General features: G+C 70.1%; 10 protein-coding genes and 4 pseudogenes. 2 read left to right on the top strand and 12 right to left on the bottom strand.

From position 1 onward, the window contains the following. Position 1: 1 nt before the first annotated feature. The 8 genes from ACQF4J_RS00580 to ACQF4J_RS00545 form a co-directional block, all read right to left on the bottom strand. On the bottom strand, positions 2–1,042 hold the full coding sequence (locus tag ACQF4J_RS00580; RefSeq protein WP_427164146.1) for an MCE family protein: 1,041 nt from the start codon (positions 1,040–1,042) through the stop codon (positions 2–4). 203 nt (positions 1,043–1,245) lie between these two features. Next, on the bottom strand, positions 1,246–2,283 hold the full coding sequence (locus tag ACQF4J_RS00575; protein WP_427164145.1) for an MCE family protein: 1,038 nt from the start codon (positions 2,281–2,283) through the stop codon (positions 1,246–1,248). Further along, on the bottom strand, positions 2,280–3,512 hold the full coding sequence (locus tag ACQF4J_RS00570) for an MCE family protein (protein ID WP_427164144.1): 1,233 nt from the start codon (positions 3,510–3,512) through the stop codon (positions 2,280–2,282). Before ACQF4J_RS00570 ends, ACQF4J_RS00575 begins: the two co-directional genes overlap by 4 nt. Before the next feature lie 5 nt (positions 3,513–3,517). Beyond that, positions 3,518–4,321 (bottom strand): MlaE family ABC transporter permease, encoded by an 804-nt coding sequence (locus ACQF4J_RS00565; RefSeq protein ID WP_142146582.1) that lies wholly within the window; start codon positions 4,319–4,321, stop codon positions 3,518–3,520. A 3-nt stretch (positions 4,322–4,324) separates the two neighbouring features. Further along, positions 4,325–5,095: an MlaE family ABC transporter permease gene (locus ACQF4J_RS00560; RefSeq protein ID WP_361264054.1), complete on the bottom strand. Its 771-nt coding sequence runs from the start codon at positions 5,093–5,095 to the stop codon at positions 4,325–4,327. Beyond that, the gene (locus ACQF4J_RS00555; protein WP_427164142.1) at positions 5,092–6,033 is read right to left on the bottom strand and encodes an ABC transporter ATP-binding protein; all 942 of its coding nucleotides are present in this window, start codon (positions 6,031–6,033) and stop codon (positions 5,092–5,094) included. Before ACQF4J_RS00555 ends, ACQF4J_RS00560 begins: the two co-directional genes overlap by 4 nt. A 459-nt stretch (positions 6,034–6,492) precedes the next feature. Continuing rightward, entirely contained in the window at positions 6,493–7,512 is a 1,020-nt protein-coding gene (locus ACQF4J_RS00550) for a sigma-70 family RNA polymerase sigma factor (protein ID WP_427164141.1), read from the bottom strand. 114 nt (positions 7,513–7,626) lie between these two features. Further along, the gene (locus tag ACQF4J_RS00545) at positions 7,627–8,658 is read right to left on the bottom strand and encodes a lytic transglycosylase domain-containing protein (RefSeq protein ID WP_351581056.1); all 1,032 of its coding nucleotides are present in this window, start codon (positions 8,656–8,658) and stop codon (positions 7,627–7,629) included. 184 nt (positions 8,659–8,842) lie between these two features. Here ACQF4J_RS00545 and ACQF4J_RS00540 point away from each other — a divergent pair. Continuing rightward, positions 8,843–8,967: pseudogene (locus ACQF4J_RS00540) on the top strand (helix-hairpin-helix domain-containing protein); the annotation flags it as partial. A 14-nt stretch (positions 8,968–8,981) separates the two neighbouring features. On the opposite strand, the pseudogene ACQF4J_RS00535 reads toward ACQF4J_RS00540, so the two are convergent. The 3 genes and pseudogenes from ACQF4J_RS00535 to ACQF4J_RS00525 all read right to left on the bottom strand — a co-directional run. Beyond that, positions 8,982–9,581, bottom strand: a pseudogene (locus ACQF4J_RS00535) (response regulator); the annotation flags it as partial. An 8-nt stretch (positions 9,582–9,589) separates the two neighbouring features. After that, a pseudogene (locus tag ACQF4J_RS00530) lies at positions 9,590–10,141 on the bottom strand (FAD-dependent monooxygenase); the annotation flags it as partial. Positions 10,142–10,560: 419 nt separating this feature from the next. Further along, positions 10,561–13,197, bottom strand: coding sequence for a fibronectin type III domain-containing protein (locus ACQF4J_RS00525; RefSeq protein ID WP_427164140.1), 2,637 nt, complete (start codon positions 13,195–13,197; stop codon positions 10,561–10,563). Between the two features lie 212 nt (positions 13,198–13,409). Between ACQF4J_RS00525 and ACQF4J_RS00520 the strand changes: the two genes are divergently transcribed. Then, positions 13,410–14,126 carry a methyltransferase domain-containing protein gene (locus ACQF4J_RS00520; RefSeq protein WP_427164139.1) on the top strand — a complete coding sequence of 239 codons (717 nt, stop codon included), beginning with the start codon at positions 13,410–13,412 and terminating at the stop codon, positions 14,124–14,126. Here the strand turns inward: ACQF4J_RS00520 and ACQF4J_RS00515 are convergent. Further along, positions 14,072–14,242, bottom strand: a pseudogene (locus ACQF4J_RS00515) (helix-turn-helix domain-containing protein); the annotation flags it as partial. The gene ACQF4J_RS00520 and the pseudogene ACQF4J_RS00515 overlap by 55 nt on opposite strands. Positions 14,243–14,475 lie beyond the last annotated feature (233 nt).

Raw genomic sequence — 14,475 nt, 5'->3', positions numbered from 1 at the left:
CTCACTGCCCCCCTCCCGTCTTCGGGACCACCGGAGCGGCGACCAGGTTCTGGACGTAGGAGTCGAACCAGCGGCCGTTTCCGAGGGTGTTGGTGAAGACCCGGACGTACGGCGCGAGCAGCTTCACGCTGCGGTCCAGGCTGGACTGGTTGCGTTCGAGCATCTGCACCACACGGTTCAGGCCCCTGAGCGCGGGCCCGATCTCCTTGTCGTTGTCGTCGACCAGGCCGGAGAGCTCGATGCCGAGCGTGGCCGAGGTCTTCAGCAGCTTGTGGATCGCCGTACGGCGCTTGCTGATCTCCTTGAACAGGCTGTTGCCGTCCTTGACGAGGGCGGTGAAATCCTTGGAGCGGTCGGCGAGTACACCAGTGGTGCCGTTGGCGTGGTCGAGGAGTTCACCGAGGGCCTTGTCGCGCGAGGCCACCGTGCGGGAGATCCGCGACAGGCCCTTGATGGACGCGCGAACCTCGGCGGGCGAGTCCTGGAAGGTGGTGGAGATGGTGTCCAGGGCCTTCGCCAGCTGCTCGGTGTCGACCTTCTCCGAGGTGGTGGTGAGGTCGCTGAAGGCCTGCACGACGTCGTACGCCGCCACCGTGCGCCGCAGCGGTATCTCGCTGCCGGGGCTCAACTGGCCCGGCCCCTTCGGCCGCAGGGCCAGGTACTTCGCGCCGAGGATCGTCTTGACCCGGATCGACGCACCGGTCTCCATGCCGAAAGCCAGGTCGCCCTTGACCTTGAAGGTCACCTTGACGTGGTCGCCGTCCAGGTCGACGTCCTCGACCTTGCCGACCTTCACCCCGGCGATCCGCACCTCGTCGCCGGGCTTGAGACCGCCGGCCTCCGAGAAGGCCGCGCTGTACGTCTTTCCGTCACCGATGAAGGGGAGGCTGTCGGCGTTGAACGCGGCCACCGTCAGCAGCGCGAGGACGGTGAGGCCCACGGCACCGATGACGACCGGGTTGCGCTCGCGGAAGGGGATCAGGCGGGGGCGCCGGAGCCGTATGCGCGGGAGCCTGGGCGGATCGATGCGGACCTTCATCATCGGCTGAGGCTTCGGCTGCGGCTTACCGGGGCGTGGTGCTCGCCGGGGAAGCCGTGGTCTGGGCAGCTTCGGCGGGTCGATGCGGACCCTCATCAGGGGTTCCGGCCTGCTCGGGCGAGGTGCCCGACGAGGGAGCCGTAGGGTCGGCAGCTTCGGCGGGTCGATGCGCACCTTCATCAGGGGCTCCGGGCGCTGCTTGCGCGTCACGATCCGCACCTCGCCCTCGCCACGTGCATGTCGGGGGTCAGCACCTGCTTCGTCTTCGGCAGCACGATCCGGCCGTCGAAGTCGCAGAGATAGAAGTTGAACCACGAGCCGTACGACGCGGTCCCCGTCAGTGCGTTGAGCTTGTTCGGCAGCCGCTTCAGCACGCCCTCCACGGTCTTCTCGTTGTCGTTCAACGTCCCGGTGACATCGGTCAGTTGGGCGATGTCGTCCTTCAACGGCGGCCGCGCGTCCGTCAGCAGCCCAGAGGTGGCGTCCGTCAGATCGCCGATGTTCACCAGCGACTCGCCGATCGGCTTGCGGTCGGCGGACAGTCCGGAGATCACCCGCCGCAGCTGCTTGAGCAGCCCGGAGAAGCGGGTGCCGCGCTTGTCCAGCGTCCCCAGCACGGTGTTGAGGTTGTCGATCACCGAGCCGATCAGCTTGTCGCGGTCGGCGAGCGTCGTGGTGAGCGAGGCCGTGTGCACCAGAAGGCTGTTGACGGTGCCGCCCTCGCCCTGCAGCGTCTTGATGATCTCGGTGGCGAGCTGGTTGACGTCCTGCGGGCTGAGCGCGGCGAACAGCGGTTTGAAGCCGTTCAGCAGGGCGTTGAGGTCCAGCGCGGGCTGCGTGCGCTTCAGCGGGATGGTGGCCCCGGGCCTCAGCCGGGTGCCGTCACCCGCGCCCTCGGTCAGGGCGACGTACCGCTGTCCGACCAGGTTGCGGTAGCGGATGACCGCATGGGTGCTGGTGAGCAGCGGGCGGTCCGCGCCGACAGTGAAGGTGATCTCCGCCAGCATCCGGTCCTTGATCCGGATGCCCTCGACCTCGCCGACCCGCACCCCGGCGACCCGGATGTCGTCGCCCTTCTCCAGGCCGGTGACATCGCTGAAGACGGCACGGTACGTGCGCTCGGGGGTGAAGGAGACGTTGACGATGGTGGCGGCCAGCAGGGCCGTCGCCGCGATCGTGACCAGCGCGAAGACGCCGAACTTGACCAGGGGAGGCGCGGTCTGCCGGGCCGGGGTGGTCCTCATGCCACACTCACCGCCGTCCCGCGCGCCATCGGCCCGAACAGCAGCGTCGCGACCGGCGGCACCTCGTCGGCCGGCACGCCCATCACCGGCGACACCAGCGAGCCGACGGCCCGCTGCTCGGCCCGGGTGGCGGAGACGCCGAGCGGGGACGAACTCCCCTGCTTCGAGCCGTCGTTGAGGTGCGTTCCGGGGGACGGCACCTGCGGGCCGGGCAGATCACGGCAGTTCGGCCCCGAATGCTCGCCGTATTGCGGCTCCTCCCCGGGCTGGTACGCGCCCTGCTGCCGTACGACTTCGAGTGTGATGTGCATCCTGCCGCCCCGGAACGCCTGATCGGAGGCCTGTTCCTCGTGGACCAGGCCGGCCAGGAGGCACGGGTACTCGGGGGAGTAGCGGGCGAAGAGCGCCAGGGTGGGGCGGGAGACCCGGCCGAGGGTGATCAGCCGGTCGCCGTTCGCGTCGAGGAAGCCGTCCGCGGTGTCCGCGGCCGTCGCCGTCGTGGTGAGCGCGCTCGCGAGCCGGTCCCGCTCCTCGACCAGCGTGCGGCTGGTGGTGACGGTGTTGCGAAGGATCTCCATCAAGTCGGGGGCCGCATCGCCGTACACCTCCGCGACGTCGGCCAGACGGGCGAAGTCCTCGGTGAGGGACGGCAGATGGGGATTGAGGCGGTGCAGGTAGGCCTCCACGCGTGTGAGGTTGTCGCCGATCCGGTCGCCGCGGCCCTCGAGGGCGGTGGCGAAGGCGGAGAGCGTGGCGTTGAGCTTGCCGGGCTGCACGGTCCGCAGCAGCGGCAGCAGGTCGTTCATCAGCTGCTGCACCTCGATGCCGACGCGGGTGCGGTCCTGGGTGATGACGTCGCCGGCGCGGATGGACCGGGCCGAGGCGTGCGCGGGCGCGACCAGGTCGACGTACTTCTCGCCGAACAGCGTCTTCGGCAGCAGGCGTGCGTGCACGTCGGAGGGGATGTCGGCGACGTACTGGGGCTTGAGCGCGATGTCGAGCGTCGCCTTCGTCCCGTCGGCGTGCACCGAGCGCACCTCGCCGACCAGCAGGCTGCGCAGCTTGACGTCGGCGCGCGGGTCGAGCTGGTTGCCGAGGCTGTCGGCCTCCAGCTTGATCCGCACGACCGGGGTGAACGCCTGCCGGTACACGGCGACGGACAGCGACAGCAACAGTGCGAGGACGGCGAGGAACACCACGCCGTACAACCGCAGTCTCAGTACCCTCATACGGCTCACCCCGCAATCCGTACGGTCGTGTTGGCGCCCCAGATCGCGAGCGACAGGAAGAAGTCGAGGACGTTGATCGCCACGATTGAGGTCCGCACCGCGCGGCCCACCGCGACGCCGACGCCCGCCGGGCCGCCGCTCGCGTAGTAGCCGTAGAAGCAGTGCACGAGGATGATCAGGACGGCGAAGACGAGCACCTTGCCGAAGGACCACAGGACGTCGACCGGCGGCAGGTACTGGGAGAAGTAGTGGTCGTAGGTGCCCGCCGACTGGCCGTAGTAGCCGGTGGTGATGGTGCGGGCGGCGAGGTACGAGGACAGCAGGCCGATCACGTACAGCGGGATCACGGCGACGAAGCCGGCGATCATCCGCGTGGTCACCAGGAACGGCAGCGAGGGCACGCCCATGACCTCCAGGGCGTCGGTCTCCTCGCTGATCCGCATCGCGCCGAGCTGGGCGGTGAAGCCCGCGCCGACGGTCGCGGAGAGCGCGAGTCCGGCCACCAGGGGTGCGATCTCCCGAGTGTTGAAGTACGCCGACAGGAACGCCACGAAGTTGGAGGTGCCCAGCTGGTTCAGCGCGGCGTATCCCTGCAGGCCCACCTCCGTTCCGGTGAAGAACGACAGGAACGCGATGACGCCGACCGTGCCGCCCACGACCGCGAGGGCGCCGCGGCCGAAGCTCACTTCGGCGAGCAGCCGCAGGATCTCCTTCTTGTAGCGCCGCAGGGTGCGGCCCGTCCAGGCCAATGAGCGGCCGTAGAAGGAGAGTTGGCGCCCCAGCGCCTCGAGACTGTCGAACAGCGCCATGCCTCAGCCCCTCTGCGGGACGACTTGGAAGTACACCGCGGTCATCACGAAGTTCGTCACGAACAGCAACATGAAGGTGATCACCACGGACTGGTTCACGGCGTCGCCGACACCCTTCGGGCCGCCCTTCGCGGTAAGTCCCTTGTACGAGGCGACGATCGCCGCGATCGCCCCGAAGACGAGTGCCTTGATCTCGGCCGCCCACAGGTCGGAGAGCTGGGCGAGGGTGGTGAAGGAGGCGAGGTAGGCGCCCGGAGTGCCGTTCTGCAGAACGACGTTGAAGAAGTAGCCGCCGGCGACGCCGACCACGGACACCAGACCGTTGAGCAGTACGGCGACGACCATGGACGCGAGCACCCGTGGGACGACCAGCCGGTGGACGGGGTCGATGCCGAGGACCTGCATCGCGTCGATCTCCTCGCGGATCTTCCGTGCCCCGAGGTCCGCGCAGATCGCCGTGCCGCCCGCGCCCGCGATCAGCAGCGCGGTGACGATCGGCGAGGCCTCGCGCAGTACGGCGAGGACCGAGGCGGCGCCCGAGAAGGACTGGGCGCCGAGCTGTCGCGTCAGACTGCCGATCTGCAGCGCGATGACGGCGCCGAAGGGGATGGAGACGAGGGCGGTCGGCAGGATGGTGACGCTCGCGATGAACCAGGCCTGCTGGATGAACTCCCTTGCCTGGAACGGCCGTCGGGGCATCGTCCGGACGACGTCCAGCGCCATCGCGAACAGGTTCCCCGACTGCCGCAGCGCACCGGTCGGTGACAGTCTCATACGTCCGCCACCGCCTTCCGCCGCCGCAACTCCGCTTCTCGCTCGGCGATCGCGTCCCAGCGGGGCGGTCGGAGGATGCCTGGGCCCGGCAGCAGGCGGGGAGTCAGAGCCTGGCTGCCGGGAGTCTGTGTGCCGTTGCCCAGTTGGGCCAGCTCCTGCTCGACCTGGGCGGCGTCCTTCTCCTCCGCCATGCCGATCGGGCCCTGCATCCGCCCGTTCAGGAACTGCCGCACGACCGGCTCGTCACTGGTCAGCAGCTCTTCCCGCGGCCCGAACATGACCAGCTCGCGCCGGAACAACAGGCCGATGTTGTCGGGGACTTGGCGGGCAGAGGCGATGTCGTGGGTGACGATCAGGAAGGTCGCGTCGATCTGCGCGTTGAGGTCGACGATGAGCTGGTTGAGATAGGCGACTCGGACGGGATCGAGGCCGGAGTCGGGCTCGTCGAAGAGGATGATCTCGGGGTCGAGGACGAGGGCGCGTGCGAGCCCGGCCCGTTTCCGCATCCCGCCGGATATCTCGCCGGGGAGTTTCGGCTCCGACCCGATCAACCCGACCATGTCCATCTTCTCCAGCACGATGCGGCGGATCTCGCTCTCGGACTTGCGGGTGTGCTCGCGCAGCGGGAACGCGATGTTGTCGTAGAGATTCATCGAGCCGAACAGTGCGCCGTCCTGGAACAGCACGCCGAACAGCTTCCGCACCTCGTACAACTCGTGCTCGCGAAGCTTCGTGATGTCCCGCCCCGCGATGCGCACGCTGCCGCGGTCCGGCTTCAGCAGCCCGACGAGCGTCTTGAGGAACACCGACTTGCCCGTGCCGGAGGGGCCGAGCATGACGGACACCTCCCCGGCGGGCAGCGTCAGCGACACGTCCTGCCAGATGACCTGGTGACCGAAGGACTTGGTCAGCCCTTCCACACAGATCTCGACACCCATCCGGTCCACCTCTCGGCCCGTGGAGCTGCTCCGACATCTGCTCTACGGGGAGCGGCGGGCGGTCCGTCGCTCGGGAGCGGGATTTTTTTCGGGCGGGTCTGCGGGGCGGAGTTCGGCTGGGGCCTGAGGGGGCTCTGCGGGTGGGTTCGGGCGGGGCTGCGGGGGCCGCGGGCCGAGCGGGCGTGTGGCCTGTGCAGGGGATGCGGGCGGCTCTGCGGGTGCGTGGTGCGTGGCCTGCGGGTTGATGCGGGCGGGGTTTGCGGGACCGGTTCGAGCGAGCCCGCGGGATTGCTCGGGCGGTGCCTGGGTGGTCCCTACGGTTCGGGCACGGCCCGCGGGACCGTTCGAACAGGTCCCGCAGGGGCGGTTCGGGTGGGCTTGTGGTGTCGATACGGGCGGGGTCGCAGGGGTGGCTCGCGGGGCGGATTCGGGCGGGCCTGCGCCCTGTTTTGGGTGGGGTTAAGCGGCCGACGGGAGCGCGCTCAGGGCCGGGGTCGGCAGTGGGGCGGACGGTAGCGCGGGGGCGGGGACAGCGGACTCGACCGGCGTGGTGGGCAGGTCGGGGAGATCCGTGACCGTCGGCAGTCCGGACACCGTGGGCACGCTGGGTACCCCCGCCACCTTCGGGACCGTCGGCACCGAGACCTGCGGCAGAGGCGGGACCGACAGCGGTCCCACCTGCGTTCCGTCGCCGGGGGACCCGGCCGCCGGGGGAGTGGTCGACGTGGCCGAGGGGGCCGGTGACTGCCGGGCCCGGCTGGTGCCGGTGCTGTCGGTCCGCAGGGCCCCCGCGCCGGGAGCCACCGAAGGATGCGGAGCCGTCGTGGTGCCGCCGCCCCCGTCCAGCGCGTACGGCAGCACGAACCCCGCCACCGCCAGCGTCGCCGCCGTCGACGCGACCGCCACGGCCTGCGCCTTGCCGCCGGCCTTAAGGCGCCCGCGGCCGAGCAGGAACAGCACGAAGCCGAGGGTCGCGGCCAGGGAGTTGCGCAGGGTTCGGCGGGCCCGGGCGAGCAGGGACTCGACGGTGCGGTAGCTCAGTCCCATCTTCACGGCGACCTGTCCGACGTCCAGGTCCTCCGCCTTCAGCCACAGCGCCTCCGCCTGCCGGGCGGGCAGCTCACCGCTGCGCACCGCAAGCCACTTCGCCTCCGCCCGGTCGCACACCGCCTCCTCCACCGGCACCGGACCGGGCGCGATCAACGTCGGGCTGACGCGGACCTCGGCCTCGCGGTTGACCTGCCGGTACCGGTCGACGCACAGCCGCATCGTCACGGTCGTCAGCCACGCACCGAGCCGTTCATCGTCGAGATCCGGCCGCTCCGCCGCGCGCAGCATCGCTTCGTGCACGGCGTCCTCGGCGTCCTCCCGGCTCATCGACCTGCGCCGAGCCACCTTGAGCAACTGCTCGCGGTGGCTCCACATGCGTCGCCAACGCTCGTCGGCGGCATCCGTCTCCGCAGGCATCTCCGTCGCCATGAGGGCCCCTTCGCGCTCACTCGCCGGTGTTCGGGTCCGGCGGGTGGCGACATTACCGCCGGGTAGTCGCGGTTGTGGAGGGGGAGGAGGCCATCGAATCCGCGCCGTTACTGGTCAGAGGCCGGTACTGGGGAGCACGTCACCGACGGGGAGGGCGATGCTCGGGGTGGGTACGGGGGCGACGGGTTCCGCCGTACTCCCGCTCGCCGGACGGGAGTTGGAGGGGGTCGGCGAGGCGGGGACGGACGGAGTCGGGGCCGGGGAAGGGGTGGTGCTCGGGCGAGGGGACGGTTTCGGCTTCGAGGTCGCCTTCGGCCGCGGGGACTCGGGGCGCGTCGAGGACCGTACCGCCGGATCCGCCGTGCTCGTCGAACCGTCCGGCACCACCCGATGCCCCTCCAGGAAGTACGCGTACCAGGCCCGCACCGTCCGCAGATACGCCGCCGAGTGGTTGTAGCCGAGGATCGCCCGGTCCAGCCCGGCGGCCTCGGACAGGTCCCGCCCGGCCGCGCACAGATACCGCCCCGCAGCGAGCGCCGCGTCGAAGACGTTGTCGGGGTCGGACCGCCCGTCGCCGTTGCCGTCCGCACCCCACCGCGCCCACGTCGACGGGATGAACTGCATCGGCCCCACCGCCCGGTCGTACACCGCGTCCCCGTCGTACGCACCACCGTCCGTGTCCCGTACGACGGCGAAGGCACCGCCGTCCAGCCGCGGACCCAGGATCGGCGTCACCGTCGTACCGTCGGAGGTCACCCGCCCACCGCCCGCCTGCCCCGACTCCACCTGGCCGATCGCGGCCAGCAACTGCCAGCGCAGCCCGCAGCCGGGCGCGGTGCGGCCGAGCTCGGCCTCGGCGTGCCGGTAGGCGGCGAAGACGGTGGCGGGCACCGCGCCGCCCGTCGCCGCCGATGCCGTACCCGTCCCCGTACCCGCGCCCGTGCCCGTGTGCCTGCGGGTGAGCGGCGGAAGATCCGTGCGGTACGGAGTGTCACCGGACACGCTCGGCCCGTGCGCCGCGGTCTCCTGAGCCGGCACGGCGGACCGCGCCTCGGTCGCCCCCGGCGCCTGCGATGCGGTCAGCGCCGCCATCGCCGCCGCCGCGACCGCCGTACCCCTGACACGTCTGATCCTCTGACCTGCCACGTCCCGATCCCCTCCCTATGAGCGGTGAGCTGCTCTCGACTGCTCTACGGGGACGGGCGGCACGTCCGTCGCTGTGCTCTGGGCCTGCCTGGCGGATCAGCCTCCTCCGCATTGCGGCTGCGCGCTTCCCCACTCGGTTACTCGCGTACGACCTCATCCGGCGGGCAGGCCCGACCCTGAAGACGTGGCCCGGTCCTACGACGAGGTCGCCGCACTGCTCCAGGTGTACGCCGACCTGATCTCGATCACCGGCGGAGACGCGTTCAGGGCAGTGTCTTCGAGAAGGCCGCGCGGGCGGTCGGCGGCCACCACGAGTGCAGACGCTACGTCGATGCGGCCAGGCCACTGCGGTGGGCGAAGACGACGAGCTGGGCGCGGTCGCGGGCGCCGACTTTGACCATGGCCCGGTTCACATGGGTCTTGACGGTGGCAGGGCTGAGCACGAGCTGCGCGGCGATTTCGTCGTTGGACAGACCGGTGGCGACGAGTGTGGTGATCTGCCGTTCCCGGCCGGTCAGTGACTCCAGACCACGGCGCGCCGGTTCGTCCAGGGGCTGTGGCGCAGCGGGAGCGGCAAGGAAGCGGGCGATGAGGGATCGGGTCGCGGCAGGAGACAGCAACGCGTCACCCCGGCTGACCGTGCGGAGCGCGTGCAGCAGTTCCTCAGCGTCGGCGCTCTTGCCGAGGAAGCCGCTGGCGCCCGCGCGCAGTGCCTCGAAGACGTACTCGTCGATCTCGAACGTGGTGAGGATCAGTACCTTCACCCCGGCGAGATCCTCGTCTCCGGTGATCAGGCGGGTCGCGGCGAGGCCGTCGAGGACGGGCATGCGAATGTCCATCAGCACCAGATCTGCCCGTGCGGACCTGGCCAGACGGACTGCCTCACGCCCGTCGCCCGCCTCCCCGACCACCTCCAGATCCGGTGCCGGTTGCTGCGGCCGCCGTCCGCGCCGATCAGGTACTTGGCGCGGATGGTGTACGTGTCGCCGCGCAGCCGGTCGCGGACCGTGGCGGTCACGCCGTCGGCGTCCTGCTCGTGCGACAGGTACTCGGTGCCGAAACGCAGTCGGGTGCCGCGTGCTATGGCCGCGTTCACGAGCACCGGCTCCATGAGGTGCTGCGGCATGTCGCACATGCGGGTGGGGCTCGCCAGCTCGTGCGCGGCCTGCACTAGCGGTTCGTTGCCCCAGGACCTCAGCCGGCCGAGCTCCTCGCCCGCGATGGCGGTGCAGAAGACGGTGTTGCCCATCAGATGCTGCGGGGTGGCCTGGTCGATCACATCCTCTTCGACACCCAGGTCACGCAGCACTTCCATGGTGCGCTGGTTGGTGATGTGCGCCCGGGGCGTGTCCGCGAGGCGTGAGTAGCGGGTGACCATGACGTTCGGCACGCCATAGGTGCTCAGCGCCAGTGCGGCGGTCGCTCCCGCGGGCCCGCTTCCCACGATGAGCACATCGGTCTCGACGGTCGGCACGGTTGTCATCGGGACGTTTCCTCCACATCCGCCAGTCGCTTGTTCAGCCAGGTCATCAGTGCCTCGGCCACGTCGTCGGAGTTCTTCTCGCCCATGGGCAGGTGACCGTTGAGCCTGATCGGTCAGTTCAGCCGGTGCCGTAAGAGCGGAGTGTGGCCGTGCGGCGGGTAAATGCGGCGCACCTGAGGCAACAGCGATATACCCGATTCGTCGAAGAACACGATCCAGGCACCTTTCTTCACCGCCCCTTTTGATGCGTGGCCATTCCTGAGCGACCCATCGGGCGATCTCGGACTCGTCCCGCTCGACCGCCTGGCGCCTGGGCAGTTGCAGGCTCCACCCCAGCTGCCCGGTCAGCAGGCGCAGTGGATGTCCGACCAGTTCCAACGGTCCCACGTGTGTACCGTTCGCCTTTATGCGGGGCATCGTTACGTAGGCGGGGTGGTGCTGGTCACGGTGGCAGCCGGCCCAGTGCCGGTGCCGGTGACGGCGGCGACGCTCATGGTGTAGGTGGTCGCCGGGGTCAGGTCGCCGACGACTCGGAACATGCCCTTCGCGGAGGGTTGCGTGACCAGGGCGTCCCGCCCGGCGACCTCGATCGTGCGGGCGTGGCCGGCGGGGTCGGTGAGGGTGATCCGGTAGCCGATGACGGGGGAGTCGCCTGGCGCACTCGGCGGGGTCCACGACACGGTGGCCGCCGTGGCCTGTGCGTGCAGCTTCACCCCGGTGGGCGCGGCGGGCAGCACATTGCCGGCCCGTGGGGCGAGCGGGGTGGAGGGCAGCGAAGAAGCGCTCGCACCATGGGAGTTCAGGGCCGATACGGTGACCCGGTACGGGACGCCGTTGGTGAGCCCGGTCAGCCGGACCAGCGCGGAGGAGGCGAAGTCCGCGGCGCTCACCGTGGCCGTGGCCGCGACGTGCCCGTCGGCGTCCTCCGCGGTCGCACGGTAGCCGGTCACCGGCGAACCACCGTCTGCCCACACCGGGTTGAAAGTGACCAGCAGCGTTCTCTCGGATCCGGCGGCGGTGCCGACGCGGGTGGGCGCGGCGGGCACCGAGATCGCGCCGAACCGCCGTCCGAGAAGCCACTGGTACGCAGGTTCGAGACCGGCGTTCGCCACGGTGGCGGCGGGGGCGTCGGAGGGCGAGGCGATGATGTGGTTGCCGTGGGTCACCAGCCCCTTGTTGTTGCTGTCGGCGTCGCCCTGCTCCCACCAGTTGCCGGACACCAGGGTGGGGTCGTTGTTGCCCAGCGCGTCGCGGTAGTCGGTGTGGCGGCTGGCGACGTTGGCGTACGAGGCGCCGTAGAGCACGTTGTCCGAGACCGTCTCGTAGGTGCAGCCGTTGTCGGTGTAGACGCTCTTGCCGAGGCCGAACTGGGTGTGGATGACGTTGCCCGTCACCTTTTCGCCGTCGGCCATGGAGGCGCCGGTCAGGCCCTGGGTGTAGACGCCGCCGCCGTCGTCGAGGCCCTGCATGTAGTCGGTGATGAGGTTGTCGCTGACGGCGTTGTCGTGGCTGTCGTTCGGCGTCGCGGGTGAGCCGATCTTGTCCGGCCAGCCGCCCCAGCCCATGGAGGTGCCGGAGTAGCCGACGTGGTCGATCTGGTTGTGGGCGATCAGGTCGTGCTGGGTGTAGCCGTTGACGATGGGTACGCCGCCAATGAACTCCCGCGGAATCGCGTACAGATGGTTGTCGGTGACCTCAACGTCGCGCGTCACGTCGCCGTCATCGGTGGGAAGTGGCTGGTCGACGCCGCCGATCTCGACGCCGTTGCCGGAGATGTCGGTGAAGACGCTGCCGCGCACGGTGGTGTCCTGGGTGCCGTCGCCGAGGTCCAAGCCGGCCGCGCCGAGGTGGACGAAGGCGTCGTCGGCGAAGTCGATGGCGCGCCCGTGGGCGATGGTGACGTTGCCCGGCTCCTTGGTCCACGCGCCGAACGGGCACTTGCCGCCGGGGGTGAAGCCGCACAGGCCCTCGTCGGCCCAGCCGGTGGGACCGGAGATGGTGTAGCCGGCCTGGATCTCGGAGAAGCCCTCGGGCGAGGACGGGGTGAGCCAGGTCGCGTAGGAGAACTGCAGGCCGCGGAAGGCGATGTCGTGCAGGGGGGTGCCGGCCGTGCCCTGCCCGTCGACCAGTTTCTCCAGTGCGGGGGCTTCCACGTCTGCCCGGCGTGGATCCTCACCCGCGCGGGGCAGGTAGTAGACGGTGTGTGCCGCGCGGTCGAGGTACCACTCGCCGGGGGTGTCGAGCAGTTCGCGGGCGTTCTCCACGTACGTGACGTGGCCGCCGTTCGTCAGCGCGCCCGGGCCGACCATGCTGACCGTGCGGCCGGGGATGTTCGGGAACTCCACCCGCTTGTTGGAATTGTCCCAGCACGGCTGGGCCATGGTGACGGTCGTGCCGGAGGCCGCGGCCACCGGGCAGCGCGGCTGGGTCCACTGGCCGAGGCCGTCGCGCTGGACGTTCCACAGCGCCTGGCCGCCGGTGTAGACGAACTCGGCGCCGGCGATGTCCGGCCACTTGGCGAGGGTGTCGGCGGAGGCGGTGTAGCCGGTGTCCGTCCTGGTCAGGGTGACCGGCACCTCGCCCGCCGCACGGTCGGCACGGACCCCGTCCACGTACAACTGCCGGGTGTCGCTGAGGCCGTGGGGCGCGGGGGCGGACCACAGACCGGCGTGGCCGGCGACCGGGTGCCAGCCGGTGACCCGCCTGCCGCCGCTGACGACGGTGTCGCCTGTGCCCTGCCAGATCACCTTGTGCCCGCCGCTGCCGGAGTCGTGGGCGTCCAGGGCGAGGGGAGCGGTGAGGCGGTACGTGCCGCCGGCGAGGTGGACGGTCAGGTCCGCAGTCAGGTTCCGGTCCCGCTGTCGCACCAGGTCGCGGGCGCGTTCCAGGGTTCTGACCGGGTGGGTGGCGCTGCCTTGGGAGTGGTCGTTGCCGTACGGCGCCACGTAGACGTCCTGCGTCGAGGGTCCGGAGGCGCCGGGCGGGGCGGCCGCCAACAGACCTGCGACGGTCAGGGCGACCGCCGTGAGCATCGGTACGAGGGGTTTGCCGGGCACGGGCATCGTCCTCCTGGAGTCGGGAGAATCGCGCGAAAGCTACTATCTTTGACTGTGTTCGGTCAATAAATTGCTCAAGAAACAGCCGTAGATTCGGTAATCTCGCCTCAATACATCCGATGAATTGGCTCCGGGGTGAGTTCGGTGCCGGGCTCCCGCACACTGCGGGGTGAGGTTGGCGAGCTGCGGCGTGTCCTGGGGCGAGGGCCAGGATGGGGCGGGTGACAGCCACCACGCCTGATCTCTGGCATGCCTATGGACGCTCGCGCGTTGGAACGGACCGCGAGGTCCCGGCATCGTTCTGTTGGATCTGGGGCCAGGACTGCGGCCCCGGCCCGGAGGTCCTCGGCCCGCTCTCGGGCTCGTACGTCGCCGATCTCGGCGCGGGGGCCGCCCGGCACGCCGCGCACCTGGCGGTGCGGCGGCCGGTGGCCCGGGTGGACGCCTCGCCCGCCCAGACTGCGATGGCCGCCGACCTGTTCGGGCTGGTGCCGCGCCTGCGGATCGTCGGCGCGGATGTCGTCGCTCACCTGCAGGCCGCGCGCGGCTCCTACGACGTGCTGTACAGCGTGTTCGGGGCGGTCGACTTCACCGATCCGCGGCAGCTGCTGCCGGCGGCGTGGGGGGCGTTGTCGCCGGGCGGGCGGCTGGTGTTCTCCACGCTGGCCCACTTCCTGTCCGGGGACGTCGCCGAGGCCGATGTCGTCTCCCGGCAGATCGCGGCGAAGACGCAGGACCGCGAGGGCGCGTGGATGCCGCGCTGGGTGCTGCAGGCGCAGGTGTGGGTCAAGCCCCTCGACGAGGCCGGGTTTGCCGACATCGGCGTCGAGGAGTGGCCTGCGGGTGAAGAGCCGCGCGCGGCCGCGTCGTCCTGTTCGTGTAGGCCGGGCGCCGAGGAGGCAAGGACCGCGATCGCCTCGTCGACGTAGCGCCAGGCGGTCGCCTCGGACACACCGAATCCGGCGTCGGCCTACCGGTACGTCTCGTTCTTGCGTATATGCGCCAAGGTGAGCAGAGCCTGCCTGAAGCAGCTCAACTTCCACCAGGAAGGATACGGAACCAACAAGGGCCCCTCGGTCGCCGGTGTGATGAGTGAGATCACCACGCCAACGACGAGGGGCCCTGCCCTGCCACACCCTTGCCAACCAGCCCATTTACACCTGCGAGACAGGATGGAAGAGGTCACTGGCAATCGAAGGCGTGGCGTCGAAAAATGATCGCTTTCAAGCCGTGGACAGCGGTCGTCACCCATGAAGCAAGGCGGGATTCGCCGGCTCT

This window comes from Streptomyces sp. C1-1 (assembly GCF_050214755.1).
Classification (GTDB): Bacteria; Actinomycetota; Actinomycetes; order Streptomycetales; family Streptomycetaceae; genus Streptomyces.
This window is presented reverse-complemented; position numbering and strand designations above follow the sequence as displayed.